At 73.5% G+C, this 24,218-nt stretch carries 24 protein-coding genes and 1 pseudogene; 8 read left to right on the top strand and 17 right to left on the bottom strand.

The features are described from left to right. Positions 1-29: 29 nt before the first annotated feature. Complete coding sequence (locus tag SSPS47_RS07420; protein ID WP_147872352.1) at positions 30-758, bottom strand: VIT1/CCC1 transporter family protein; 729 nt, start codon at positions 756-758, stop codon at positions 30-32. 335 nt (positions 759-1,093) lie between these two features. Here SSPS47_RS07420 and SSPS47_RS07425 point away from each other — a divergent pair, with 335 nt between their 5' ends. From SSPS47_RS07425 to SSPS47_RS07455, 7 genes are all read left to right on the top strand, one after another. Further along, the gene (locus tag SSPS47_RS07425; protein ID WP_164254434.1) at positions 1,094-2,077 is read left to right on the top strand and encodes an ADP-ribosylglycohydrolase family protein; all 984 of its coding nucleotides are present in this window, start codon (positions 1,094-1,096) and stop codon (positions 2,075-2,077) included. A gap of 377 nt (positions 2,078-2,454) precedes the next feature. Then, the gene (locus SSPS47_RS07430; protein ID WP_164249673.1) at positions 2,455-3,870 is read left to right on the top strand and encodes an ADP-ribosylglycohydrolase family protein; all 1,416 of its coding nucleotides are present in this window, start codon (positions 2,455-2,457) and stop codon (positions 3,868-3,870) included. Next, positions 3,830-5,014, top strand: coding sequence for an ADP-ribosylglycohydrolase family protein (locus tag SSPS47_RS07435; RefSeq protein ID WP_164249675.1), 1,185 nt, complete (start codon positions 3,830-3,832; stop codon positions 5,012-5,014). Before SSPS47_RS07430 ends, SSPS47_RS07435 begins: the two co-directional genes overlap by 41 nt. After that, positions 5,011-6,741 carry an ADP-ribosylglycohydrolase family protein gene (locus SSPS47_RS07440; RefSeq protein ID WP_164249677.1) on the top strand — a complete coding sequence of 577 codons (1,731 nt, stop codon included), beginning with the start codon at positions 5,011-5,013 and terminating at the stop codon, positions 6,739-6,741. The genes SSPS47_RS07435 and SSPS47_RS07440 overlap by 4 nt, the downstream gene beginning before the upstream one ends. Then, complete coding sequence (rbsK, locus tag SSPS47_RS07445) at positions 6,738-7,628, top strand: ribokinase (protein WP_164249678.1); 891 nt, start codon at positions 6,738-6,740, stop codon at positions 7,626-7,628. The genes SSPS47_RS07440 and rbsK overlap by 4 nt, the downstream gene beginning before the upstream one ends. Then, positions 7,625-8,851, top strand: a complete 1,227-nt coding sequence (locus SSPS47_RS07450) for a CoA transferase (RefSeq protein ID WP_164249680.1) — start codon at positions 7,625-7,627, stop codon at positions 8,849-8,851. The genes rbsK and SSPS47_RS07450 overlap by 4 nt, the downstream gene beginning before the upstream one ends. Then, on the top strand, positions 8,848-9,681 hold the full coding sequence (locus tag SSPS47_RS07455) for a CoA ester lyase (RefSeq protein WP_164249681.1): 834 nt from the start codon (positions 8,848-8,850) through the stop codon (positions 9,679-9,681). Before SSPS47_RS07450 ends, SSPS47_RS07455 begins: the two co-directional genes overlap by 4 nt. Positions 9,682-9,756: 75 nt before the next feature. Here SSPS47_RS07455 and lgt read toward each other — a convergent pair whose 3' ends face one another. The 11 genes and pseudogenes from lgt to hisI form a co-directional block, all read right to left on the bottom strand. Next, the gene (lgt, locus tag SSPS47_RS07460) at positions 9,757-10,722 is read right to left on the bottom strand and encodes a prolipoprotein diacylglyceryl transferase (protein ID WP_164249682.1); all 966 of its coding nucleotides are present in this window, start codon (positions 10,720-10,722) and stop codon (positions 9,757-9,759) included. Between the two features lie 102 nt (positions 10,723-10,824). Next, positions 10,825-11,670, bottom strand: coding sequence for a thioredoxin domain-containing protein (locus tag SSPS47_RS07465; protein ID WP_164249683.1), 846 nt, complete (start codon positions 11,668-11,670; stop codon positions 10,825-10,827). An 86-nt stretch (positions 11,671-11,756) separates the two neighbouring features. Next, entirely contained in the window at positions 11,757-12,569 is an 813-nt protein-coding gene (trpA, locus tag SSPS47_RS07470) for a tryptophan synthase subunit alpha (RefSeq protein WP_164249684.1), read from the bottom strand. Next, positions 12,566-13,804 carry a tryptophan synthase subunit beta gene (gene trpB, locus SSPS47_RS07475; protein WP_164249685.1) on the bottom strand — a complete coding sequence of 413 codons (1,239 nt, stop codon included), beginning with the start codon at positions 13,802-13,804 and terminating at the stop codon, positions 12,566-12,568. The genes trpA and trpB overlap by 4 nt, the downstream gene beginning before the upstream one ends. A 180-nt stretch (positions 13,805-13,984) precedes the next feature. Next, positions 13,985-14,209, bottom strand: a complete 225-nt coding sequence (locus SSPS47_RS36165) for a tryptophan synthase subunit(beta) (protein WP_164249686.1) — start codon at positions 14,207-14,209, stop codon at positions 13,985-13,987. Between the two features lie 7 nt (positions 14,210-14,216). After that, positions 14,217-15,026 carry an indole-3-glycerol phosphate synthase TrpC gene (gene trpC, locus SSPS47_RS07485; RefSeq protein WP_164249687.1) on the bottom strand — a complete coding sequence of 270 codons (810 nt, stop codon included), beginning with the start codon at positions 15,024-15,026 and terminating at the stop codon, positions 14,217-14,219. A 125-nt stretch (positions 15,027-15,151) separates the two neighbouring features. Beyond that, on the bottom strand, positions 15,152-15,589 hold the full coding sequence (locus SSPS47_RS07490; RefSeq protein ID WP_147872767.1) for a DUF2752 domain-containing protein: 438 nt from the start codon (positions 15,587-15,589) through the stop codon (positions 15,152-15,154). Positions 15,590-15,893: 304 nt separating this feature from the next. Then, positions 15,894-16,097: pseudogene (locus SSPS47_RS07495) on the bottom strand (HGxxPAAW family protein); the annotation flags it as partial. Between the two features lie 123 nt (positions 16,098-16,220). Then, positions 16,221-16,904 carry a TIGR02234 family membrane protein gene (locus tag SSPS47_RS07500; RefSeq protein WP_164249689.1) on the bottom strand — a complete coding sequence of 228 codons (684 nt, stop codon included), beginning with the start codon at positions 16,902-16,904 and terminating at the stop codon, positions 16,221-16,223. Beyond that, on the bottom strand, positions 16,904-18,430 hold the full coding sequence (locus SSPS47_RS07505; protein ID WP_164249691.1) for an anthranilate synthase component I: 1,527 nt from the start codon (positions 18,428-18,430) through the stop codon (positions 16,904-16,906). Before SSPS47_RS07505 ends, SSPS47_RS07500 begins: the two co-directional genes overlap by 1 nt. A gap of 11 nt (positions 18,431-18,441) precedes the next feature. Beyond that, on the bottom strand, positions 18,442-18,843 hold the full coding sequence (gene hisI, locus SSPS47_RS07510) for a phosphoribosyl-AMP cyclohydrolase (RefSeq protein ID WP_164249694.1): 402 nt from the start codon (positions 18,841-18,843) through the stop codon (positions 18,442-18,444). A gap of 83 nt (positions 18,844-18,926) precedes the next feature. Between hisI and SSPS47_RS07515 the strand changes: the two genes are divergently transcribed. Next, on the top strand, positions 18,927-19,559 hold the full coding sequence (locus tag SSPS47_RS07515; RefSeq protein WP_147872384.1) for a TIGR03085 family metal-binding protein: 633 nt from the start codon (positions 18,927-18,929) through the stop codon (positions 19,557-19,559). Positions 19,560-19,575: 16 nt separating this feature from the next. On the opposite strand, the gene SSPS47_RS07520 is transcribed toward SSPS47_RS07515, so the two are convergent. The 5 genes from SSPS47_RS07520 to SSPS47_RS07540 form a co-directional block, all read right to left on the bottom strand. Continuing rightward, positions 19,576-20,889 (bottom strand): MFS transporter, encoded by a 1,314-nt coding sequence (locus SSPS47_RS07520; protein WP_164249696.1) that lies wholly within the window; start codon positions 20,887-20,889, stop codon positions 19,576-19,578. A gap of 18 nt (positions 20,890-20,907) precedes the next feature. Beyond that, entirely contained in the window at positions 20,908-21,102 is a 195-nt protein-coding gene (locus tag SSPS47_RS07525) for a hypothetical protein (RefSeq protein WP_164249698.1), read from the bottom strand. A gap of 50 nt (positions 21,103-21,152) precedes the next feature. Then, positions 21,153-21,743 carry a helix-turn-helix domain-containing protein gene (locus SSPS47_RS07530; RefSeq protein WP_164249699.1) on the bottom strand — a complete coding sequence of 197 codons (591 nt, stop codon included), beginning with the start codon at positions 21,741-21,743 and terminating at the stop codon, positions 21,153-21,155. Positions 21,744-21,853: 110 nt separating this feature from the next. Next, positions 21,854-23,110 (bottom strand): PucR family transcriptional regulator, encoded by a 1,257-nt coding sequence (locus tag SSPS47_RS07535; protein ID WP_239064804.1) that lies wholly within the window; start codon positions 23,108-23,110, stop codon positions 21,854-21,856. Positions 23,111-23,164: 54 nt separating this feature from the next. Continuing rightward, positions 23,165-24,034, bottom strand: coding sequence for an alpha/beta hydrolase (locus tag SSPS47_RS07540; protein ID WP_239065228.1), 870 nt, complete (start codon positions 24,032-24,034; stop codon positions 23,165-23,167). Between the last annotated feature and the right edge of the window lie 184 nt (positions 24,035-24,218).

Genomic DNA, 24,218 nt, shown 5'->3' on the forward strand with positions numbered 1-24,218 from the left:
CGCCGACCGCCCGGGCCGGACGTACCACGCTAGACGGTCGCGCCGAAGATCGTGCCCAGTGCGTAGGTGAGGGCCGCCGCCGTACCGCCGAGGAGCAGCTGGCGCAGACCGCTGTACCACCAGGTGCGTGCCGTCACCCGGGCGACCAGCGCGCCGCAGGCGAAGAGACCGAGCAGCGCCACGAGCACGGCGGGCCACAGGACCGTCGCGCCCAGCAGGTACGGCAGGACGGGCAGCAGCGCGCCGAGCGCGAAGGAGCCGAACGAGGACACCGCGGCGACCGTGGGCGACGGCAGGTCGTCCGGGTCGACCCCCAGCTCCTCGCGGGCGTGGATCTCCAGCGCCTGCTCGGGGTCCTTCGAGAGCTGCGCCGCGACCTCGCGCGCCAGCTCCGGGTCGACGCCGCGTGACACGTAGAGATCGGCCAGCTCGGCCATCTCGTCCTTGGGGAACTTGCGCAGCTCGCGCCGCTCGACGTCCAGCTCGGCCTGGACGAGCTCGCGCTGGGACGCCACGGAGGTGTACTCCCCCGCCGCCATCGAGAAGGCGCCGGCCGCCAGGCCCGCGAGTCCGGTGATCACGATCGTCTGCCGGTCGACGGCGCCGCCCGCCACACCGGTCATCAGGGCGAGGTTCGAGACGAGGCCGTCCATCGCGCCGAACACCGCGGGACGCAGCCAGCCGCCGTTCACATCACGGTGCGTGTGATTGTCACGGTGTGCTCCGTGGAGCGGCGCCTCGTTGTCCATGACGGACACGGCTTTCCCCTTCCCGCTGATCCCGCTGTCGTTCGGTGGCGGGACACCCCGCCACGGCTTCGAAAATACGCACGAAACAAGGCCCCCGCCAGCAAGGAAGGCCATGCTTACCGGGGCACCAGCCGGGTGACAGCGGCGCTTGTCGGACTCCTGCGGGGCACGGCGTGGGACGTATGGGAGGAACCGAGGGCCGCTCAGGGGCCCGATGCGTGTGAAAGGCCCCCGCGATGGAGTTGACTGCCCGCGGGCCCGGCGTCGGTCCGGACCCCGGTCCCTGTTCCCGTTCCGGTCCGGACACGGTTCCGTCCGTCGGCCTCGGCCTCGATGTCGCCGCGCTGCGGAGGCGGGCGTGCGGCGCGTTGCTCGGCCTCGCCGTCGGCGACGCGCTCGGCGCCCCCGCCGAGAACATGCGCCCCTCCGAGATCCGCCGCCGCTGGGGCCGTATCGAAGGCTTCGTCAGCGACAACCCGGCGGGCACCGACGACACCGAGTACGCGATCTTCTCCGGACTGCTGCTGGCCAGACACGGCTCGGCCCTGACCGTCACCCATGTCGAGAACGCCTGGCACCACTGGCTGGCCGACCTCGACGAGGGGCCTTTCAGGGGAGCGGGGTTCAGCGAGCGCGGCACCCTGGAGAACCTGCGCAGGGGCCTCGCCGCCCCGATCACGGCCCAGCACCGGCACGCCTGGAGCGACGGGCTCGCGATGCGGGCGGCCCCGTTCGGCGTCTTCGCCGCCGGCCGCCCCGCCGAGGCGGCCAGGCTCGTCGCGGTCGACGGGACCGTCAGCCACGAGGGCGAGGGCATCTACGGCGGCCAGGCGGTCGCGGCGGGGGTCGCCGCCGCGATGACGGGCGCGGGCCCCGCCTCCGTGGTCGCCGCCGCGCTGTCCGTGATCCCGATGGACTCCTGGACGGCCCGCTCGCTGCGCCGCGCGGTGGTCGCGGCGGGCCGTGAGTACCCCGACACGCTGACGATGGAACGCGCGGTCCGCTCGGCCGTCGTCATCGGCGGCTACCCGTGGACGGATCTGGCGCCGGAGGCGGTGGGCCTGGCGTTCGGCGCGTTCGCGGCGGCCCGCGGGGACTTCCGTACGTCGGTGCTGACGGCCGTCAACATGGGCCGCGACGCCGACACCACGGCGGCGGTCGCGGGCGCACTGGCGGGGGCGGTGTCCGGCGCCGCCGCCATCCCCGAGGAGTGGGCCTCGGCGATCGGACCGGTACGGGGCAGCTGTCTGCCGTCGATGCGCGGCTACCACGTCCTGGACATCGCGGACCTGCTGACACCGGACGACGACGCTCCGGCGACACGATGAGCGGGCGGCCACCGGTGCGGGAGGGAGCGGCCACGGCACCTGCCACCGGGCTGGGCGCCGCCGACCGGCCGCCCCGACCGACGGCCGTCCATCCGCCACCGGAACGGACGCTCGACGACGAACCGACCGCCACGCGGAGTGCGACCGGCCCAGCGCTGCTCGGCGCATCCGCGGCCGACCGACCTCCAGCCCCTCCAGCGCTTCGCAGCGAACAGACGATCGTCCAGCCTCCGACCCGGCCGGCCGTCGACGACGAACCGACGACCGCCCGACCACCGGCCCGGCCGGCGCGTGAGAACCCAGCTGCCACCGCCCACGTACCAGCCCGCCCGGCGCTTGGGGACCAAAGGACGGACGTTCAAAACCCAGCCCATCCGATGCTTGACGACCAACCGGCCACCGCCCGAAACCCGGCCCGTCCGGCGCTTGAGGGCGAACGTGTCGGTGGGCGGGGGCCGGGCGTCGTCGGCGTCGGCAACGCCCCCCGCTGCGAACACCTCGCACCCCGCGGGGACGACCCCCCGCGCCACCGCGTCGAAGGGCTTCTGCTCGGGCTCGCCGCCGGTGACGCCGCCGGGTGGCCCGCCGCTCGGCACCGTGCCGCGCGGATGCCCGAGTGGACCCGCCGTCTCACCCGCGAGCTCGACACCTTCGCCGAGCAGAACGCGACCACCACCCTCCCCGTCCCCATCGCCCTCAACCAGCCCCCCGAGCCGCTGCGGCTCGGCCCCTCCGACGACGCCGAGTGGGCTGCCTTCGCCGCCGAGACCGTGCTCACCGCGTTCGGTGATCTCTTCCTCGGCCTCCCCGCCGACCGGCGGATGCGCGCCGCCGTCGACCTCGCCTGGAACACCCTCGCCAGTGAGATCGCCGCCGCCGCGGACCGGGCGCCCGAGGTCGAGTCCGCCGTACTGCCGCTGCGCGCCCGGATCTCCGTACGCGCCGGCCTCGGCAATCTCGCCACGGGGCTGCGTCCGCCCGCGACCGGCCACGACAATCCGCACTACTTCGACGACGCGGCGTGCGTACGGGCCGTGGTGCTGGCGGTCGTTCATCCGGGCCGGCCGACCGCCGCCGCCGAACTCGCGGAGTTCGACGCCCGCTACACGCAGGACGGTGACGGGGTGCACGGCGCCCGCGCGATGGCCGCCGCCGTCGCCGCGGCGCTCGGCGGCGCCGACACCGGAACGGCCGTGGCCGCCGCGCTCGAACAGCTCCCGCACTGCACGGAGATCGGCCGCAACGCGCGCCACGCGGTCAAGCTGGCCAGGGACTTCGCACACGAGCCGGCCGGTGCTTTCGGGCTCGTCCCCCTGCTGGAGCATCAGATCGTCGACCACGTCTACAGCTACGGCATCGCGGCGGCCGAGACGGTCCCGGTAGCCCTTGCCCTGACCCTCGCGTCCGGCGGCGACGTCGCCGCCGCCGTACCCGCCGCCGCGTGCCTCTCACGGGTCGCGGACTCGGCCCCGGCGCTCGCCGGCGCGCTGACCGGCGTGCTCGGCGGGGGCGCCGCCGTGCCCGCGACCTGGCGCGATGCCTGCCGCACCCTGGCGGGCTGCGCACTGCCCCGCCTCGCGGGCACGGACCTGGTCGAGCTGGCCGGGCTGTTGGCGCACACGCTGTGCCCACCGGACACGACGGATGCGACCGACACGACCGGTGCGAGGGAGACGGTGGCCGCCACGCACAGCTGCCCTCAGCGCGGCGAGGTTCACCCCCACCGGACCCGCACGGGTGGACAATTCCGGCATGACGACGCTGAGAGCACCCGCGACGCCCACCCGCGATGAGCCACCCCCGCTCGAAGACCGGATCACCGGCGCTCTCGTCGGCGCGGCCGTCGGCGACGCGCTCGGTGGCCCCGTCGAGGGCTACACCCCCGAGCAGATCATGGACCGGCACGGCGGCCGGGTGACCGGCGTCGTCGGCCCGTGGAACGAGGACTGGCGTACCGCGCGCCCCATCGCCCCGTACCACAAGGGCGACGGCCACGTCACCGATGACACCCTGCTGACGCACGCGCTCGTGCGGGTGTACGACGCGGTGCGCGACCACCTCGACGCGTACGCCGTCGCCGACCACCTCGTCCCCGACCTGATCTCCACGCCCCGCTGGATCCCGGAGCTGGAGGCCGAGGCCCTGCCGCTCCAGCGGATCTTCCTGGCGGAGAAGTGGCTCGTCGCCCGTATCCACTACGGGCATGTGGACCCGCGCGAGGCGGGTGCCGGGAACATCGTCAACTGCGGTGCGGCGATGTACATGGCGCCGGTGGGCCTCGTCAACGCGGCGAATCCGGCGGGGGCGTACGCGGAGGCCGTCGATGTCGCCGGCGCGCACCAGTCCTCGTACGGCAGGGAGGCGGCCGGGGTCCTCGCCGCGGCGGTCGCGGCGGCGTGCGTGCCGGGTGCGACGCCGACGAGCGTCGTCGACGCCTGCCTCGCGCTCGCCAAGGACGGGACGCACGCGGCGATCGAGGCCGTGTGCGAAGTCGCCGCCGCGCACCAGGACTTCGAGTCCGCGCTGCGCCCACTGCGGGAGGCCGTGACCCCCTTCGACACGGTCGGCCCCGACTACCGCGCCCCGTCCCTCGGCGCGCGCCGCCCCTCTCGGCTGCACTCCATCGAGGAGCTGCCGATCGCGCTGGGGATGCTGCTGATCGGCGACGGCGACTACCGCCGTACGGTGCTCGGCTCGGTCAACTACGGCCGCGACTGCGACTCGATCGCCACGATGAGCGGGGCGGTGGCCGGAGCACTGTCCGGCGCGGCGGCGATCCCGGCGGACTGGTCGAAGCGGGTCGCGGAGGCGAGCCGCCTCGACCTGCACGGCCCGGCGCGGACACTGACGGAGGTCGCGGACGAGGTCTTCGCCCGCGACACGGCACGGCGCCGCGCCCACGAGTCGGCCTTCGCCGCGCTGACGGACCCGCGATGACGGAACGGCTGCGGGTGACCTGGGTCCAGCCGGAGGACCTGCTGGGCCACGAGTTGCGGCAGGCGTCCGAGGACGGCCGCGACGCGACGGCGCAGGCCGCCACCTGGCGCGCGTCCGGCGGCCGACCGTCCCCACCCCGCGCGGGCGCCTCGGCCCCACCGGCACCCCCGGCGCTGCGCGCGCTGGCCCTGGCCCTGCTGGACGAACTGGCGGAACTGCCGGGACGGTTGGCGGAGCGGGAACCAACCTCGCTCGCGGAGATCACGCGGGCCTGCGGCGACGACTGGCCGGCGGCTCGGTGCGGGCCCGAGTCCCAGCGCCCCGCGGGCCCGCCCCCGGCCGCTTCCGGCAATCACGCGTCCCCCACCACAGCGCCGCAGACGAGCGCAGGCACCTCCCAGGCACCCCGGGCCCCCGCCGGTCCCGGGAATCAAGCGCCACCCACCACCGCGCCGCGAAACGTCCCGCACGACCCGCTGAACGCGGCCACCCAGGCCCCGCCCCGCGCCGGCGCGAGCGCCCCCCGGCCGCCCGAAGCCCCGGATTCGGCAGGTTCCGACGCCCACCCTCCACCCGGCCCCGCGCCGCACGCCCCGGATGGCGCGGACGTGTCGTGGGGGTCCGGGGGCTCGCCCCCGGTTTCGGGAAGGGGCGGGGCCGGGGCACAGACACCCCTCAGCACACACCAGTCGCACGCCGCCTGGCTCGGCCGCGCCGTCGGCTGCCTCCTCGGCAGGCCCGTCGAGAAGCTCCCCCTCCACGCCATCCGCGCGCTCGCCCGCGCCACCGGCAACTGGCCCCTGGACACCTGGTTCACCGCCGGCGGCGTCCCGGCGGACCTCGCCGCCGCGCACCCCTGGAACCGGCGCTCCGCAGTCAACTCACTCGCCGAGAACATCGACGGCATGCCCGAGGACGACGACCTCAACTACCCCCTCCTCAACGTGCTGTTGCTCCAGCGGTACGGCCGCGACTTCCGCACCTGCGACGTCGCGCTCCTGTGGCTCGACGAGTTGCCCGCCGGGCGTACGTTCACCGCCGAGCGCGTCGCGTACCGCAACCTGCTCTCCGGGATCGAGCCGCCCGGCACCGCCCGGCACCACAACCCGTTCCGGGAGTGGATCGGCGCGGCGATCCGCGCGGACGTGCACGGCTGGACGCACCCCGGTGACCCCGCGTCGGCCGCGGCCCAGGCGTACCGGGACGCGACGCTGACACACACCGCCAACGGTGTGTACGGCGCGATGTTCGTCGCGGGCACGATCGCCGCCGCGGGCGTCGGCGGCGCCGACGTGCACGCGTCCCTGCGCGCCGGGCTCTCGGTCGTCCCCCCGCGCTCGCGTCTCGCCCGAGCCGTCCGCCACGCGATCCAACTCGCCCGCGCCCACACCGATTTCGACACCGTCGTGGACCAACTGCACGCCGCCCACGGCCACTACCACTGGGTCCACGCCGTCCCCAACGCCGCGCTCCTCGCCGCCGCCCTCACCCACGCCGACGGGGACTTCACCGGCTCCATCTGCCGCGCCGTGTCCGGCGGTTGGGACACCGACTCCAACGGCGCGACGGCCGGCTCCGTCGCCGGTCTGCTCGCCGGGCACCCGGACCGGCTGCCCGAACGGTGGACGGCGCCGCTCAAGAACCGTCTCGCCACCTCCGTCGTCGGATTCGACGGCATCGGTTTCGACGAACTCGCCCGACTCACCCAGGAGGCACTCCGCCCATGACCGGCATCGTGGTGCTCGGCAGCACCAACATGGACCTCGTCGCGTACGTAGCGCGGGCCCCCAAGCACGGGGAAACCGTCACGGGCCGTGAATTCCGTACGGTCCCCGGTGGCAAGGGCGCCAACCAGGCCGTCGCCGCGGCCCGCGCCGGCGGCGACGTCGCGATGATCGGCGCGGTCGGCGCCGACGAGTTCGGCGTGCTGCTCCGGCACACGCTCACCTCGTCCGGCGTGGACACCGACCTGCTGCACACCGCCGAAGGCCCCTCCGGCACCGCGCACATCGTCGTGGACGACGAGGGCGGCAACGCGATCGTCGTCATCCCCGGCGTGAACGGCACCGTCACCGGGCTCGGCCCCGGCGAGGAGACCGTCGTCACCGGCGCCGACTCCCTGCTCCTCCAGCTCGAACTCCCCCTGAGCGCCGTGCTCGACGGGGCGCGGGCGGCTCGGCGGCACGGGGTGCGGACGATCCTCACCCCCGCCCCCGTCCAGCCCCTGCCGCCCGAACTCCTCGCCGCCACCGACCTGTTGGTCCCCAACGAGCACGAGGCCGCCGCGCTCGCGGGCGTCGCCGACCCGTACGGCGCGGCCGAGGTACTGCTCCGGCAGGTCCCCGAGGTCGTCATCACCCTGGGTGCGGCGGGGTGTCTGTACGCGGCGCGCGGCGCCGTGCCCGTCACCGTCCCCGCGCCGAAGGTCACCGCCGTGGACACGACGGCCGCCGGGGACACGTTCGTCGGGGCGCTCGCGGTGGCGATCGGCGAGGGCCGTCCGATGGCCGGGGCGACGCGCTGGGCGTCGGCCGCAGCCGCCCTGTGCGTACAGCGCCACGGGGCCTCCACGTCCATGCCGTACCGCTCCGAGATCGACGAGGCCGCCTCATGACCACCGCCATCCGGTCGGACGACCCGACGGCCCCCGCCGCTCCCCCGCTGCACGGCCTGCGCGTCCTCGACCTCGCCACGCTCTTCGCCGGTCCCCTCGCCGCGACGATGCTCGGCGACTTCGGCGCCGAGGTCGTCAAGGTCGAGCACCCCACCCGCCCCGACCCGTCACGCGGCCACGGTCCGGCGAAAAAAGGTGTCGGCCTCTGGTGGAAGATCCTCGGCCGTAACAAGCGCACCATCACGCTCGACCTCGGTAACCCGGCCGGCCGGGACGTCCTGCTGCGGCTCGCCGCCGACGCGGACGTGATCGTGGAGAACTTCCGTCCCGGCACACTGGAGAGATGGGGCCTCGGCTGGGCCGAACTCTCCGCCGTGAACCCCGGGTTGGTGCTGGCACGGGTGACCGGCTTCGGGCAGTTCGGACCGTACTCCCACCGGCCCGGGTTCGGCACGCTCGCCGAGGCGATGAGCGGCTTCGCGGCCATGACGGGCGAGCCCGACGGGCCGCCGACACTGCCCCCGTTCGGCCTGGCCGACTCGATCGCCGCGCTGGCCACCGCGTACGCCGTGCTGACCGCCCTCAACGGCAGGACGGCGACGGGCCGGGGCCAGGTGGTGGACCTGGCGATCATCGAGCCGATCCTGACGGTGCTGGGACCGCAGCCCCTCTGGTACGACCAGCTCGGCTATGTACAGCCCCGTACCGGCAACCGCTCCCGCAACAACGCGCCCCGCAACACCTATCGCACCGCGGACGGCTCCTGGCTCGCGGTCTCCACCTCCGCCCAGTCGGTCGCGGAGCGCGTGATGCGGCTGGTGGGCAGGCAGGAGCTGATCGACGAGCCGTGGTTCGGCACCGGCAGCGGCCGGGCGGACCACGCCGATGTGCTGGACGAGGCGGTCGGCGGCTGGCTCGCCCGGCATTCGCGCGACGACGCGATCGCCGCGTTCGAGAAGGCGGAGGCGGCGATCGCGCCCGTCCAGGACATCAGCGACGTCATGAGCGACCCGCAGTACCGGGCGCTGGACACCGTCACCGAGGTCGCGGATCCCGAGCTGGGCCCGATCCGTATGCAGAACGTCCTCTTCAGGCTCTCCGAGACCCCAGGCTCCATCCGCTGGGCGGGCCGCCCCCACGGCGCCGACACGGAGGCGGTCCTCACCGAACTGGGTCTGTCGGCGCCGGAGATCGCGGCCCTCCGTAAAGAGGGCGCGCTGTGACCGGCCGTCCGCGACACCCCGCGCATCCCCCGCTCACCTGGCTGTACGCGCCCGGTGACCGGCCCGACGTCGTACAGAAGGCGCTCGCCTCCGGCGCCGACGCGGTGATCGTCGACCTGGAGGACGCGGTGGCCGCCGACCGCAGGGAGTACGCGCGCTCCGCGACGGCCGAGCTGCTGACCTCGCCGTGGCCCACCCCGGTCCACGTCCGGATCGCCGGCGAGGACGACATCGCCCCGCTCGTCGGGCTCCCGGGCCTGGCCGGGCTGCGGCTGCCGAAGGTCACGCGCCCCTCCGACATCCACCGGATCGCCGCCGTCGCCCCGGACACACACCTGTACGCGCTGCTCGAATCCGCCCTCGGCATCGAGAACGCCCACGCCATCGCCACGGCCCACCCCGCCCTGCGGGGTATCGCGCTCGGCGAGGCCGACCTGCGCGCCGAGCTCGGCATGGGGAACGACGCGGGGCTCGACTGGCCGCGTGGCCGCGTCGTGGTGGCGGCGCGGGCCGCCGGTCTGCCGGCTCCTGTCCAGTCGGTCCACCCCGACGTACGGGATTCGGACGGGCTGGCCGCGTCCTGCGCGCACGGCCGCTCGCTCGGCTTCTTCGGCCGTTCCGCGATCCATCCGCGCCAGCTGCCGGTGATCGAGCGCGCGTATCTTCCGACGGCGCGGGAGGTCGAGTCAGCGGCGGAGATCATCGAGGCGGCGGCGGGGAACGCGGGGGCGCAGGCGCTGCCGGACGGGCGTTTCGTGGACGCGGCGATCGTGGCCGCCGCCCACCGCACACTGTTCCTGGCTGCGCGGCGACAGCACGAGGTGCACTGAAATCGCCGGGCGGGCCGCGTTCGCGGCCCGCCCGGCGATTGAAGAACAAGCGCGGCCTACGCGCCGCGCAACCGGTCAGACGTTCTTGGCCGTCGCCGCGTCCGCGCTGCCCTCGGCGTCGGCGTCCGTGGCCGCGTCGGGGGCGTCGTCGTCCTTGGCGCCGGCGCTCGTCGCGTCGCCGTCCTGGTCCTTGCCGTCCTCGGCCTTGGCGTCCTTGCCGAGCAGCTCCCGGTCCGGCTCGACGATCTCCTCGCGCCCCGGCCTGATCCGCGCCGAGACCACCATGTAGACCACGGCCAGCACGAAGACGATGATCGCGGTCCATACGTTGAGGCGCAGCCCGAGCACATGGTGCGCCTCGTCGACGCGCATGTACTCGATCCAGGCGCGGCCTACGCAGTAGGCGGCGACGTAGAGCGCGAACGCGCGTCCGTGGCCGAGCTTGAAGCGCCGGTCGGCCCAGACCACGAGCAGCGCGACGCCGACGCACCACAGCGACTCGTAGAGGAACGTCGGGTGGTAGAGGCCGCTGTCACGGTTGGCGCCGTCGCTGATCTCCAGCGCCCACGGCACGTCGGTGGCCTTGCCGTACAGCTCCTGGTTGAACCAGTTGCCCCAGCGGCCGATGCCCTGGGCGAGCACGATCGCGGGTGCGATGGCGTCCGCGTACGCAGGCAACGGGATTCCCCGGCGGCGACAGCCGATCCAGGCGCCGACGGCGCCGAAGGCGATCGCGCCCCAGATCCCGAGGCCGCCCTCCCAGATCTTGAAGGCGTCGACCCAGTTCTTACCGTCGCTGAAGTACAGCTGGTAATCGGTGATCACGTGGTAGAGCCGACCGCCGACGAGTCCGAAGGGCACGGCCCAGACGGAGATGTCGGCCACCGTGCCGGCCTTGCCACCGCGGGCGATCCAGCGCTTGTTGCCGTACCAGACGGCGACGAAGACACCGAGAATGATGCAGAACGCATAGCCGCGCAGCGGGAGTGGTCCGAGATGGATCACTCCGCTCGACGGACTGGGGATGTAGGCAATGTCCATGGCGGTTCCGACGCTACAGTGCCGGGCGGGGCCTGCGGCAACCCGCCCCGCAACGTCTGGATAACGAGCCCGCGCGAACCAGGCGTCGCGCGGCCCCTGGTTTCAGGAGGGCGAGGCGCCCGTGTCGGGCGGTGTCGCCGGTGCGGTGCCCGGCTGCTCGCCCTTGTTGGCCTCCGTGACCCACCTCTTGAAGTTGGCCGGAGTGATGTTCTCGCCGCCCTTCTTGGGGAAGACGGATTCACCGTTGAGCAGGACGGTCGGCGTGCCGCTGAAGCCGCCGTTCTGGAACGCGGTGTTCGAGTTCATCACCCATTTGTCGTGCTTGCCGTCCTCCACGCACTGGCGGAAGCCGGGGGCCGACTCCAGGCCGTCGACCTTGCCCGCCAGCTCCAGCAGCCGCGCGTTGTCGGCGAAGGCGTCGTCCGGCTCCGGCGGCTGATTCTGGAACAGGGTGTCGTGGTATGGCGCGAACTTGCCGACGTCCTGGGCACACGCCGCCGCGTTGGCCGCGCGCAGCGAGCCGCTGCCGCCCATGTTGCCGTCGATGATCGTGGCTAGGTGGTAGTCGACCTTGAGCTGCCCGGCGGTCTCCAGCTCCTTGATCGTGTCCCTGAACGCGTTCTCGAACTGACCGCAGGCGGGGCAGCGGAAGTCCTCCCACACGGTGAGGGTCGACGGCGCGTCGCTCATGCCCACGGGGATCGACAGCTCGTCCTTGCCCTGGGCTCCCGACGGGGCCAGCACGGGGCCCGCGGCGCCGCTGCCGTCCTTGTCCTTGTTCGCGTTGGTGGCGACGATGCCGATCGCCGCCGCCGCGCCCAGGACGCCCACCACCGCCGCCGAGACGACCAGGGTGCGCTTGCGCCGCTCCCGCCTCTTCTCCTGCTCACGCTGCACCTGGAGCCGCTCTCGGGCGCTCCTCTTTGCCTCACGGTTCTTCTCGCTCACGCCACAGCAACGAACCGGGGAGGCGCGTACGCACCTCCCCGGTCCCAGGTCCACCCGTACGAGGGACCTCCGGCGCCCGTCGTCCGTCAGCGCTTGCGAACGCCTTCGGCCAGCTCGCCCGCCAGGTCGCGGACGGCCGCCAGCCCGGCCGCGCGGTCGGGGGCGTCCAGCATCAGCTTGACGAAGGCCGAGCCGACGATGACCCCGTCGGCGAACGCGGCGACCTCGGCGGCCTGCGCCGCGTTGGACACCCCGAGCCCGACGCACACCGGCAGGTCCGTGCTCGCACGGGTCCGCCGCACCAGGTCCTGGGCCTGCGCGCCGACCGACTGGCGGGTGCCGGTGACTCCCATGAGGGAGGCCGCGTAGACGAATCCGGAGCCCACGGCCGTGATCTTCGCGAGGCGGTCGTCCCTGCTGCTCGGCGCGACGACGAAGACGGTGGCGAGACCGTTCTTGTCGGCGTGCTGCCGCCACACGTCGGACTCCTGTACGGGCAGGTCGGGCAGGATGCACCCGGCGCCGCCCGCCTCGGCGAGCTCCGTGGTGAACCGTTCGATGCCGTACCGGTCGATCGGGTTCCAGTACGTCATGACCAGCACCGGCTTTCCGGTGGCCTCGTACGCCTCGCGGACCGTGCGCATCACGTCCGCGATCCGCACGCCGCCCTTGAGGGCGATGTCGTCGGCGGTCTGGATGACGGGGCCGTCGAGCACCGGGTCGCTGTGCGGCAGCCCGACCTCGACGACGTCGGCGCCGCCGTCGAAGACGGCCTTCACGGCGTCGATGCCGCCGTCCACCGTGGGGAATCCGGCCGGCAGATAGGCGATGAGCGCGGCGCGCCCCTCGCTCCTTGCGCCGGCGAGGGTGTCGCTCAACAGCTGGATGTTCCCGCTCACTTGGCGCTCTCCCCGTCGTACAGCCCGAAGTAGCGGGCAGCGGTGTCCATGTCCTTGTCGCCGCGCCCGGAGAGGTTGACGACGATCAGACCGTCCCTCCCCAGCTCGCGGCCGACCTCCAGCGCCCCGGCGAGCGCGTGCGCGCTCTCGATGGCCGGAATGATGCCCTCGGTACGGGACAGCAGCAGCAGCGCCTTCATGGCGTCGTCGTCGGTCACGGCCCGGTACTCAGCGCGGCCGCTGTCCTTGAGGTACGCGTGCTCGGGGCCGATGCCGGGGTAGTCGAGCCCGGCGGAGATCGAGTACGGCTCGGTGATCTGGCCCTCGTCGTCCTGGAGGACGTAGGACCGTGAGCCGTGCAGGATGCCCGGCTCGCCCGCGCTCAGAGTCGCCGCGTGCTCGCCGGTCCCGATGCCGTGGCCCGCGGGCTCGCAGCCCACCAGCCGTACGGCCTCGTCGGCGAGGAACGCGTGGAAGAGGCCGATCGCGTTGGATCCGCCTCCTACACAGGCGACGGCCGCGTCGGGCAGCCGGCCCGTCCTCTCCAGAAGCTGGCGCCTGGCCTCGACGCCGATGACGCGGTGGAAGTCGCGCACCATCGCGGGGAAGGGGTGCGGTCCGGCGACGGTGCCGAACAGGTAGTGCGTACGGTCCACATTGGCGACCCAGTCGCGGAACGCCTCGTTGATGGCGTCCTTCAGGGTGCGGCTGCCGGACCTGACCGGTACGACCTCGGCGCCGAGCATCCGCATCCGGGCGACGTTGAGCGCCTGGCGCTCGGTGTCGATCTCGCCCATGTAGATGGTGCATTCGAGTCCGAACAGCGCGCAGGCGGTCGCGGTGGCGACGCCGTGCTGTCCGGCTCCGGTCTCGGCGATGACGCGGGTCTTGCCCATGCGCTTGGTGAGCAGCGCCTGGCCGAGCACGTTGTTGATCTTGTGGGACCCGGTGTGGTTCAGGTCCTCCCGCTTGAGGTACACCGTGGCGCCGCCGGCCTCCTCGGCGAACCGCGGGACCTCGGTGAGCGCGCTGGGGCGGCCGGTGTAGTTGACCAGGAGGTCGTTCAGCTCCGCGGCGAAGGCGGGGTCGCCCTTGGCCTTCTCGTACTCGACGGCGACCTCGTCCACGGCGGCGACGAGCGCCTCGGGGATGAACTTGCCGCCGTACGCGCCGAAGTAGCCCTCGGCGTTCGGGCTCAGGCCCGTGGGATCGGGGATGAAGAACTCGGAAGTCACGGACGGATCTCCTCGTGAAGCGACGGGTGGGTGCACCGTAGGCGCCACGGGCGACTCGGCCCTGTACCGGCGTGGGAGCCGGGAGGGCGATGGTCTGTGGGGACCGGCCTTGCGGACATGCGAGGACGCGGTGCGGCGACGTGGGACACGTGCCGCCCGCGTGGGCGGGCGTGCGTGCGGCTACGCGGTCGCGCGGTGGTCGCTGTCGGAAGGGCCTCGCCGGGGCGCGACCCGGCGCCATCGCATGCCGTTGACCTGGCCGGGTTCGTCACCGATCACGTACCGCACCCGCCGCCCGTGCACACGCCTGGCCGGGGCCCGGCAGCCACGCGGCCGGCACCCGCGCGCCAGCGGCGCGTGGGGCGCGCGCACGGCGGCGGGACGTCCGGAGGCGGATACGGGCATCGGTGGGTCAGCCCCGTCCGTGCCGCAGGGCGGGGTGGGCGCCGGCCGCGACGAGGTCGGCCACGGCCACCTTCGGGTCACGCCCGGTGACCAGGGACTCGCCGACGAGAACCGAGTCGGCGCCCGCGTTGGCGTACGCGATGAGGTCGTGCGGCCCGCGGACACCGGACTCGGCGATCTTGACGATCCCGTCCGGGATCTCGGGGGCGAGCCGCTCGAACGTGCCGCGGTCGACCTTCAGCGTCTTCAGGTCGCGCGCGTTGACGCCGATGATCTTGGCTCCGGCCTCGACCGCGCGCTCCACCTCGTCCTCGTCGTGCACCTCGACGATCGGGGTGAGTCCGATGGACTCGGCGCGCTCGATGAGCGAGACGAGCGCGGGCTGCTCCAGGGCGGCGACGATCAGCAGGACGAGGTCGGCGCCGTAGGCGCGCGCCTCCCACAGCTGGTACGCCGTGACGATGAAGTCCTTGCGCAGGACGGCGATGTCGACCTTGGCGCGGACGGCTTCGAGGTCGGCCAGCGAGCCGCCGAAGCGGCGCTGCTCGGTCAGTACGGAGATGACGGACGCCCCGCCCGCCTCGTAGTCGGCGGCCAGACCCGCGGGGTCGGCGATCGCGGCCAGCGCGCCCTTGGAGGGGCTGGAGCGCTTGACCTCACAGATCACCGTGACGCCCTCGCCGCGCAGTGCGGCGACGCCATCCTTGGCCGGCCGTGCCCTGGCCGCGCGCTCCTTGATCTCGTCGAGGCCGACGCGCGCCTGGCGCTCCGCGAGGTCGGCGCGTACGCCTTCGATGATCTCGTCGAGCACACTCACGCGAGCGGCCCCCTTCCGGGAACGGTGTCGGATTCAGCCATGGATGAGGATCAGCCATGTCGATGGTATCCGGAGGAGGGCCGAGGGCCCGCATCCGCTGGTCGAGCATCCCATCACCTGGGACTTCACGGAGCGAACGACGAGCCGAAAGGCACGTTCCGTACCACTGTGAAGACCAGGATCACCGCTCCGACGGCCCATCCCAGGAAGGGTGGCACCGAGACACGGAGCCGTGTTCCGCGAGCGACGTGAATCAGCCACACCAGCCACACCACGGCGAAGACCGCGTAACCGGCGACCGCGAGCGCGTTGGCGCCGAGGGCGGCGGCGAGGTCACCGTGCGCGACGGCATGGGCGCTGCGCAGGCCGCCGCAGCCGGGACAGTAGAGGCCGGTCATGCTGAGCAGCGGGCAGACGGGGTAGTGGCCGCTCTCGTTGGGGTCGACCAGACCGACGTAGGTGAAGGCGGCCACGACGCCGGTGAGTGTGCCGAGCGGCGCGAGGAGCCGCCGGGCGCGGGTCGCCGGAACGGGGGCCGGGGGCGGCGCGGCGGGTGCAGGCATGGCGTCCACGCGATGATTGTCCCCCGTGGGGGCGCGAAAGCGCAGCCCGCCCCCGGGCGCGCGCGTCGCTCACGCCCCCGCGGGACACGCGGGACGCGCGAAGGCGTGGCCCGGGACGCCGGGTCACGCCTTCCTGTCGCGAGTGCGCGGGTACGTACGCGAGGACGCGTTACGCGGTCTGCTGCGCCGGCTCGGGCTGGGCCGCGTGCGGCTGACCGGTCGGGTGGCCCTCGCCACGCTCGACGGCCTCGCGCTCCGCGCGGTCCAGGGACGCCCGTGCGGCCTCCACACGGGCCTGCTTGGCGGCTTCGGACTCCTTGGCGGCGCCGAGGCCCGCGGCCCTCATGGCGAGGCCGACGATGCCGCCGAGGAGGACGACCGCGAGGCCGCCGACGAACCCGATGGGATCGGCCGCCACCATGAAGACGCCTGCGATGCAGAAGCCGATGACAGAGATGGTGACACCGGTCCAGGCGGCCGGGGTGTGTCCGTGGCTGCTGCCCGCCATGAATTCGCTCCTCGTTGCTGATGTGCCGCGGTGGTCGCGCGCTGGGTGAGCCGAACGCTCACGGTTCATTGTCCCGCACCCGTCGGCGTTCCCCGTCGAGGGGGTCGGGATGCGCGGCCCCGGCTAGCCGGTCGGGTCCTCGCCCCGGTCCAGTGCCTTCCAGATGTCCTCGGGCCGGTCGGGGTCCGTGGCGGGCCCGGTGGCCTTGGCGCGCCCGGCGGCCGGTTCGCGGACGCGGGCGGCGCGCGGGGTGCCGTCGCGTTCGTAGCGGCCCGACATGGTGGGCCAGTGTGATCCGTACCTCAGGGCGAGGAGCCCGGCGAGCAGGATCAGTACGCCGCCGGCCGCCGTCACGTACGGCCAGGCGGTGTGGGTGAGGGCGGCGACGGTCGCTGCGGTGTCACCGGTCGTACGCGCGGCCTCGTCGTCGAGCGCGGCGCCGTCGGTCGCGCCGACGAGCGCGGCGACGGTCGCGCCCGCGCCGCTGAGGGTGAGCAGCGCGGAGACGAGCAGCCGGCCCGCCGTACGGACGGCGAAGACGGCGACGAGGGCGGCCAGGCCGACGACGGCGAGCGCGGCCGGGACGCCGGTGACGTCTCGGCCTCCCGCGTCGAGCGACACGGTGCCGCCCGCCACGGTGGCGCTGCCCTCGGCCCAGGTCTGGCCGGAGGCGATCAGCACAACGGCGGCGCCGGCCGCGCCGAGGAGGAGTGCGATGCCGAGACTTCGGCCGGCGCGCCTTCTCGTGGCGTCGGCCGGGGTCGCGGCGCGGGGCTGGGGAATGGGTAGGGCAGTCACCCGACCCACTATCCCCTACCGGTGCCGGCCGTTTCGGACGGGCCTCCCAGCCGGTTCGCCGCGTGGACGGCGCGCAGGACGGCGGCGGCCTTGTTACGGCACTCGGTGTCCTCGGCGACGGGGTCGGAGTCGGCGACGACTCCGGCGCCCGCCTGTACGTAGGCGGTGCCGTCCCGGAGCAGGGCCGTACGGATGGCGATGGCGGTGTCGGAGTCCCCGGCGAAGTCGAGATAGCCGACGCAGCCTCCGTACAGACCGCGCCGTGAGGGTTCCAGTTCGTCGATGATCTGCAGGGCGCGGGGCTTCGGGGCGCCGGAGAGCGTGCCGGCGGGGAAGCAGGCGGTCAGGACGTCGAAGGCGGTACGGCCCTCGGCGACGCGGCCGGTGACGGTCGAGACGATGTGCATGACGTGCGAGTAGCGCTCGACGGACATGAAGTCGACGACCTCGACGCTGCCGGGCTCGCAGACCCGCCCGAGGTCGTTGCGGCCCAGGTCGACCAGCATCAGGTGCTCGGCGCGCTCCTTGGGATCGGCGAGCAGTTCGTCGGCGAGCGCCTGGTCGTCCTGCGGTGTCTCGCCGCGCGGGCGGGTGCCGGCGATGGGGTGGACCATCGCGTGCCCGTCCTCGACCTTGACCAGCGCCTCGGGGCTGGAGCCGACGACGTCGAAGCCGTCGAAGCGGAAGAGATACATGTACGGGCTCGGGTTGGTGGCCCGCAGTACCCGGTAGACGTCGAGCGCGCTCGCCTCGCAGGGGGTCTCGAACCGCTGCGAGGGCACGACCTGGAAGGCCTCGCCCGCCCTGATGCGCTCCTTGATGTCCTCGACGGCCTCCTGGTAGGCCACGCCGCCCCAGAGCGCGGTGTACGGCGGCAGTTCGGACGGCGGCAGCGCGGTGGGAACGGTGTCCGCCGGGCGTGTCAGGTCCCGCTCCATGGCGTCGAGGCGGCCGACGGCGTCCGCGTATGCCTCGTCGACGCCCGTGTCGAGGTCGTTGTGGTTGATCGCGTTGGCGATGAGCAGGACGGTGCCGGAGCGGTGGTCCAGGACGGCGAGGTCGGAGGTGAGCAGCATCGTCAGCTCGGGCAGGTGGAGATCGTCGCGCGCGTGGTCGCCGATCTTCTTCTCCAGCCGGCGCACGACGTCGAAGCCGAGGTAGCCGACCATGCCGCCGGTGAAGGGCGGCAGGTCGGCCTCGTGGTCGTGGAGGGTACGCGGTGTGTGGAGGGTCTCCACGGTGGCGCGCAGGGCCGCCAGCGGGTCGCCGTCGACGGGCACGCCGACGGGCGGGGTGCCGAGCCAGTGGGTGCGTCCGTCGCGTTCGGTGAGGGTGGCGGCGGACCGTACGCCGATGAAGGAGTAGCGCGACCAGGAGCGGCCGTTCTCGGCGGATTCGAGGAGGAAGGTCCCCGGGCGTTCGGCGGCGAGCTTGCGGTAGAGACCGACCGGGGTGTCGCCGTCCGCGAGGAGCCTGCGGCCGACCGGGATGACACGGCGGTCGACCGCCAGCTTGCGGAAGGTGTCGAGATCCATGGCCGGTGAGCTTAGTGGTCGGCGGGGCCGGTGGCTGTCGTCGTCGGCAGGAGGACGTCCGCGTCGAAGCAGGTCCGGTCGCCCGTGTGACAGGCGGCGCCCACCTGGTCGACCTTGAGGAGGATCGTGTCGGCGTCGCAGTCGAGCGCGACGGACCTCACGTACTGGACATGACCGGAGGTGTCGCCCTTGACCCAGTACTCGCGGCGGCTGCGGGACCAGTAGGTGCCGCGTCCGGTGGTCAGGGTGCGGTGCAGGGCCTCGTCGTCCATCCAGCCCAGCATCAGCACCTCACCGGTGTCGAACTGCTGGGCGACGGCCGGGATCAGCCCGTCGGCGCCGCGCTTGAGCCGGGCGGCGATGGCGGGGTCGAGGTCACTGGTGGGGACCGGGCCCCGGGTCGCGCTGGTCATGGGGCCATTGTGCCGCGCCCGCGCCGCCGGCCGGCGGGACGTCCACTGGGCGGACCGTGTGCGCCGGTCGTACGCTTGCGAGCATGTCGACCCATGCAAAGCGTGAACGACTTCTGCTCGCCGACCTGTTGGAGGCGGCGGGACCCGACGCCCCCACCCTGTGCGAAGGCTGGAACGCCCGCGATCTCGCGGCGCACGTGGTGGTGCGCGAGCGGCGTCCGGACGCGGCGGGGGGACAGGTCATCGGCCCGCTCAGGAACCGGCTGGAGCGGGTGCGGGGCGAGTATCTGGCGAAGCCGTACGAGGAGCTGATCCAGCTCATCCGTACGGGTCCGCCCAGGATGTCGCCCTTCGGGATCAAGCAGCTCGACGAGGCGGCGAACACCGTCGAGTTCTACGTGCACGCCGAGGACGTACGGCGGGCACAGCCCGACTGGACGCCCCGTGAGCTGGACAAGGTCTTCTCGAACGCCCTGTGGGCGCGGCTGGAGAAGGGCGCCCGGATGATGGGCCGCAGGTCGCCGGTCGGTCTGGTGCTGCGCCGTCCGGACGGGCAGACGGCGGTGGCGCACCGGGGTTCGCCGGTGGTGACGGTCACCGGGGAGCCCAGTGAGCTGCTGCTGTACGTCTTCGGCCGGCAGGAAGCGGCCCGCGTGGAGGTCGAGGGCGACAACGAGGCGGTCGACAAGGTGCGGCGGGCGAAGCTCGGGATGTAGCGCCTGTCCGCCCTGATCACGCTCGGGCGCCGGGCAGTTCCGCGCGGCGCAGGGTGGCGAAGGCCAGGCCCAGCGCGCCGCCCGCCGCGCAGACGGCGGCGCTGACGGCGAAGACCGGGCCGGTGCCCCAGAGCCCGACGGCGGCGCCGGTCACCGGGTAGCTGAGAGGTGCGATGCCGAGGGTGAACAGGGTGGTCACCGATGTCACCCGACCGAGGTATCCGGGTTCGGTGACTGTCTGGGTCAGCGCCCCGCAGAGTCCGCCGCCGAGGCCGGCCAGCAGCCCGACGAGCAGGCCCGCCACGGTGGCGAGGGCGACCGTGGGTACGAAGGCGACGGCGGCGACGGCGAGGGAGCCGGCGACGACGGAGAGGCACAGGACGAGGCCCGCGCGCGGGAGGCGTCCGCGTACCGCCAGGAGCAGGGAGGCGGCGGCGGCGCCGACACCGAAGGCGGCGACGATCCAGCCCATGCCGCCGGCGCCCCAGCCCCGTTCCCGGGCGAGCAGGACGAGGCCGAGGTTGAGCGGGCCGACGAAGCCCAGCTCACTGAGGGCGATGACGAGCGTCAGCGGTCCCAGGACGCGGTGGCGCCGGATGTAGCGCAGACCGTCGGTGAGTTCGCCCCAGGGAGTCGCGGGCGCCGGTCCGCTGTGGGCCCGGGTGGCGTCGTGGGCGGGCAGGGGCGTCATCCGTACGCAGACGAGCAGGACCAGCGACACGGCGAAGAGCGCACCCGCCACGGCGAACGCCGCCGCGGACCCGCCGAACGCGACGAGGAGCCCGCCGAGCGGTCCCCCGGTCACGTTGGCCACACGCGCCGCCAGGCCGCGCAGCCCCTGCACCCTGGCGAGCTGTCCGGGGGTGGTGATGCGGGGCGGCAGTGCGCCGACGGCGGGCAGGAAGAGGGCGTCCACGACGCCGAAGACCAGGGCGACGGCGATCAGCAGCCAGAGGCCGGGTGCGGTGAGGAGCAGGACCGCGGCGACGGCGACGATCACCACGCAGCGCGCGGCGTCGCTGCCGATGACGACGCGGCGCGGGCCCCACCGGTCGGCGAGCACTCCCCCGCCGAGCATCAGGACGGCGCGTGGCACGGCGCCCACGGCCAGCACGAGGCCGGCCTGCGTGGGGCTGCCGGAGCGGGCGGCGGCCCAGGCGAGCGCCATGTAGTACACGCTGTCGCCGACCATCGACATGGTGTAGGCCGCCAGCCAGCGCAGGACGTTCGCGTCACGGTGAGCCGGCCGCTCGGGCGTCGGCGACGGCGACGGCGACGGCGACGGCGCGGGCGCGGATTCCGTGATCCGGGGTATGACCGTCTCGCTCATGAGGGCGGGGGCCTTCCGTCAGGCGATACGCGCGACATGTACGGGCGGGCGGTGCACGAGGCGCAGACCCAGGCCGACCAGGAACCAGCCCAGCCGGCCGCGCAGGCCGCCGGAGGGCCGAGCCGCCGTGTGGGACAGACGGAACCGGGCCGCCTCTGTACGGAGGTCGGCCGCGCGCAGGGCGTGCAGCCGCAGATGGATGTCGGTGTGCATGAGGGTGGCTCCTCTCGACGAACGGGCCGGGGCGGCGCGGACGTCCGGGCTCACTGCTGCCGGAAGGGGAATCCGTAGAGGTGCAGCGCGACGTTCTCGCGCCCCTCGGTGTCTCCGGCGTCCTGTTCGGCCCGCGCCGCGTCCGTGTGCCGTTTGACCAGCTCGTGCATCTCCTCGCTCAGCCGCGCCAGTTCGGCGGGCGTGAACGGGCCGAGGAACTCGCTGCTGAAGGCGGCGCTGCGCCACTGCGGCGACCAGGCGGAGTGGCTGTCCAGGTAGGCGCGGTACAGCTCCCCGCGCTGCTCGAACGACATCCGGCCGATGGCGGCGTGCGTGGCGACCTTCTCCGGCGCGTCGCGGAAGTCCTCGTCCCGGAAGGACAGCCCTTCGGACGCCGTCTGCCACCACCGTTCGCGCCCGTCCCTGCCCTGCGTCGGCGCCTCCTCGATCAGCCCGTGGTCGGCGAGCTTGCGCAGGTGGTAGCTGACGAGCGAGACGGCCTCGTCGACCTGCTCCGCGAGCTGAGACGCGGTGGCGGTGCGGGAGATGTAGAGCGCGCGGTAGAGCTTCATCCGCAAGGGGTGACCGAACGCCTTGAGGGTGTCCAGATCGTCGATTCTGCGGGGGTCCTCGGCTGCCATACCCCTCACCGTAGATACAAAAGGAAAGTTGCGCAATATTAGTTGCGCAATAAATCCTGTGGAGTCCGGACGCAGGGAGCAGGGGTGGTGGCGGGTGCGGCCGGCCGCCGTCAGATGTCGAGCAGGCGCCTGGCCGCGAGCGCGAGGGAGATCTCGACCACGTCGGAGGGCCGCGCCAGCGAACGGCCGGTCAACTGCTCGAAGCGGCGCAGCCGGTTGAGGACGGTGTTGCGGTGGCAGTAGAGGCGGGTGCCGACGCGCTGCGCCGAACCGTCCGCCTCCAGCCAGGTCCTGAGCGTGTCGACGAGGAGATCCCGGTCGGCCGGGTCGAGCCGGTCCAGCGGACCGAGCACCCGCTCCGCGAGGGCCGCGCCCAGCCGGGACGAGGAGACGACCAGCGCGGCCGGCAGGTGCTCGTCCAGCAGGACGACGCCGCCGTCACGCGGGCAGGCGCGCAGCGCGGTCCCGGCGAGTCTGCGTGCCTCGCCGAGGGCGGCGAGTCCGGTGACGGCCGAGCCGATGCCGACGCGCACGCCCAGGGGTGCGGTCAACTCCGCCGCGAGCGCCGCCAGTTCTTCGTCGGCGCCGCGACTCCCCTCGCACGGCTGCTCGTTCACCGTCTCCGGGGAGCGGTCGGCCAGCAGGACGACGACCTGTTCGGAGTCGGCAGACAGGTGCGGCAGCGCGCGCGTCCCCGGCGGCAGACCCACCACGGGGCCCGCGGCGCCCGCCACACCGGCGCCGGAGGCGGCCACCACGACGTAACGCCCCTCCTCGGGCAGTTCCAGCATCGTCGCGGCGTCCGGGATGTCGGCGATACGCGCGGTGCCGTCGAGGAGCGCCGCGACCGTCAGCCGCTGCTGGTTCTCGCGGCGCCAGGCGAGCCGGCGCTCGGTGGCCCGGTAGGCGTCGGCGACGAGAGCGCAGTGCTCGTCCACGAAGCTCCAGACGTCGGCGGCGACATGGACGAGCAGCCGGATGTCCTCGGGTCCGCGCCGGGTGGTCTCGTCCACGAGGCCCTGCCACACCATCGCCCCGCCGAGCCGGAACGCGTGCAGCAGCGCGTCGAGCGGCAGACCCTGTTCCGCCCGGCACTCGCCGATCCGCCACGACATGCGGCAGGCGGCCTCGCGCGATTCCCGGGGCCGGATCAGGGAACCGACGCTGAGGCGCAGCGAGCGGTTCGCCTCCTGCCAGATCCCGGCGGGGTCGGCCTCGATCGCCGCGCGGTAGGCAGGCTCCTTCTCGCGCAGCGCCGCGAGAAGCCGGTGCGTCAGTCCGGCGAGATCGTCCATCAGTACCTGTGCGGCCCGGTGCAGTACGGCGACGGCCTCGGCGTCCACGAGGGAGCGGGCGGGCCCCCGCACTGTGCACGGGCACAGTACGGGGGCCGGCGTCACGCGGAGGAACGCAGGGCGGGGTCAGCCGAGCGGGCAACTCCCCCGGTACTCCTCGATGGTGAGGCTGGGCCGGGGCAGCGGGCACAGGAACTGCTCGAAGCGGGTGTCGTCGTCGATGAACCGCTTCAGCCACGAGATGCTGTACTTCGCGATCGTCGTGTTCGACGAGTTGGGCGTGAAGTGGCTGGCGCCGTTGAGTTCCAGGTACGCCTTGTCGAGCGAGCCGGGCAGCGACTCGTAGAACGGTTCCGAGTGCGAGGCGACGGGGGCGACCGTGTCGCCGTCCGCCCCGACGACCAGGGTCGGCGTCCGCAGCTCGGGCCAGGACTTGTCGGTGTTCCAGCCGGTCAGCGGTATCGCCGCCTTCAGCGAGGTGCGGCTCTTGGCGGCCTCCAGCGTGCCGCCGCCGCCCATCGAGTGGCCCATGACGCCGAGCCGGGCCGCGTCGATCCGGCTGCGGACGGTGCTGCGCTGCGTCAAGTAGTCGAGCGCGGAGAGGAGTTGACGGCCCCGGCTGTCCGGCTGGTCGAGGGTGGTGTTCGTGTCGATGGTGAAGACGACGAAGCCCTGCGAGGCGAGTCTGGGGCCGAGCCACGCCATGCTGGACTGCGTGGCGGTGAAACCGGGGGCGACCGCCACCGCGCCGAAGGTGCCGTCCGCCGTGGACGTCGGGTAGTAGATGGTGCCGCCGCCGAAGCCGCTGACGCCGACCGAGGAGACGCTGGTCTGGGAGACGGCGTAGGAGCCGCGTGCCGCCTCGATGCTGGACACGGTCGGGTCGGGGCCGCGCTCGTACGGGTTGGCCGCGGCCGCCTCGGGGGCGCCGCCGGCCGCCTGGGCGCCGGGGACGAGCCCGCCGAACAGGGCGGCGGTCGCGGCGCCCGCGGTCAGCGCGACGCTCCAGGTGCGGGACCGGGAGCGGGACGCGTAACGGGTACGGGACGAGAGACGATCGCGGCTGCGGCCCGCCGAGCTGTCGCCGGTGGAGAGTTGCTGCACGAGGGGGGGTCCTCTCGGTGGGGGCGGCACCCCCGAGGGAGGACCGGGCCCGTCGTCCTGGGCCACGGGCTCCGCC

The sequence above is a fragment of the Streptomyces sp. S4.7 genome, from assembly GCF_010384365.1.
In the GTDB taxonomy this organism is placed as follows: domain Bacteria; phylum Actinomycetota; class Actinomycetes; order Streptomycetales; family Streptomycetaceae; genus Streptomyces.

Bases quoted from the DNA above. Each gene is read 5' to 3' on its own strand.
- SSPS47_RS36165 (WP_164249686.1), bottom strand. From the start codon at position 14,209: ATGCCCGTATCCGCCTCCGGACGTCCCGCCGCCGTGCGCGCGCCCCAC.
- SSPS47_RS07520 (WP_164249696.1), bottom strand. From the start codon at position 20,889: ATGAGCGAGACGGTCATACCCCGGATCACGGAATCCGCGCCCGCGCCG.
- SSPS47_RS07515 (WP_147872384.1), top strand. From the start codon at position 18,927: ATGTCGACCCATGCAAAGCGTGAACGACTTCTGCTCGCCGACCTGTTG.
- lgt (WP_164249682.1), bottom strand. From the start codon at position 10,722: ATGGACATTGCCTACATCCCCAGTCCGTCGAGCGGAGTGATCCATCTC.
- SSPS47_RS07525 (WP_164249698.1), bottom strand. From the start codon at position 21,102: ATGCACACCGACATCCATCTGCGGCTGCACGCCCTGCGCGCGGCCGAC.
- SSPS47_RS07430 (WP_164249673.1), top strand. From the start codon at position 2,455: ATGCTTGACGACCAACCGGCCACCGCCCGAAACCCGGCCCGTCCGGCG.
- SSPS47_RS07440 (WP_164249677.1), top strand. From the start codon at position 5,011: ATGACGGAACGGCTGCGGGTGACCTGGGTCCAGCCGGAGGACCTGCTG.
- SSPS47_RS07530 (WP_164249699.1), bottom strand. From the start codon at position 21,743: ATGGCAGCCGAGGACCCCCGCAGAATCGACGATCTGGACACCCTCAAG.
- hisI (WP_164249694.1), bottom strand. From the start codon at position 18,843: ATGACCAGCGCGACCCGGGGCCCGGTCCCCACCAGTGACCTCGACCCC.
- SSPS47_RS07450 (WP_164249680.1), top strand. From the start codon at position 7,625: ATGACCACCGCCATCCGGTCGGACGACCCGACGGCCCCCGCCGCTCCC.
- SSPS47_RS07505 (WP_164249691.1), bottom strand. From the start codon at position 18,430: ATGGATCTCGACACCTTCCGCAAGCTGGCGGTCGACCGCCGTGTCATC.
- SSPS47_RS07490 (WP_147872767.1), bottom strand. From the start codon at position 15,589: ATGCCTGCACCCGCCGCGCCGCCCCCGGCCCCCGTTCCGGCGACCCGC.
- rbsK (WP_164249678.1), top strand. From the start codon at position 6,738: ATGACCGGCATCGTGGTGCTCGGCAGCACCAACATGGACCTCGTCGCG.
- SSPS47_RS07435 (WP_164249675.1), top strand. From the start codon at position 3,830: ATGACGACGCTGAGAGCACCCGCGACGCCCACCCGCGATGAGCCACCC.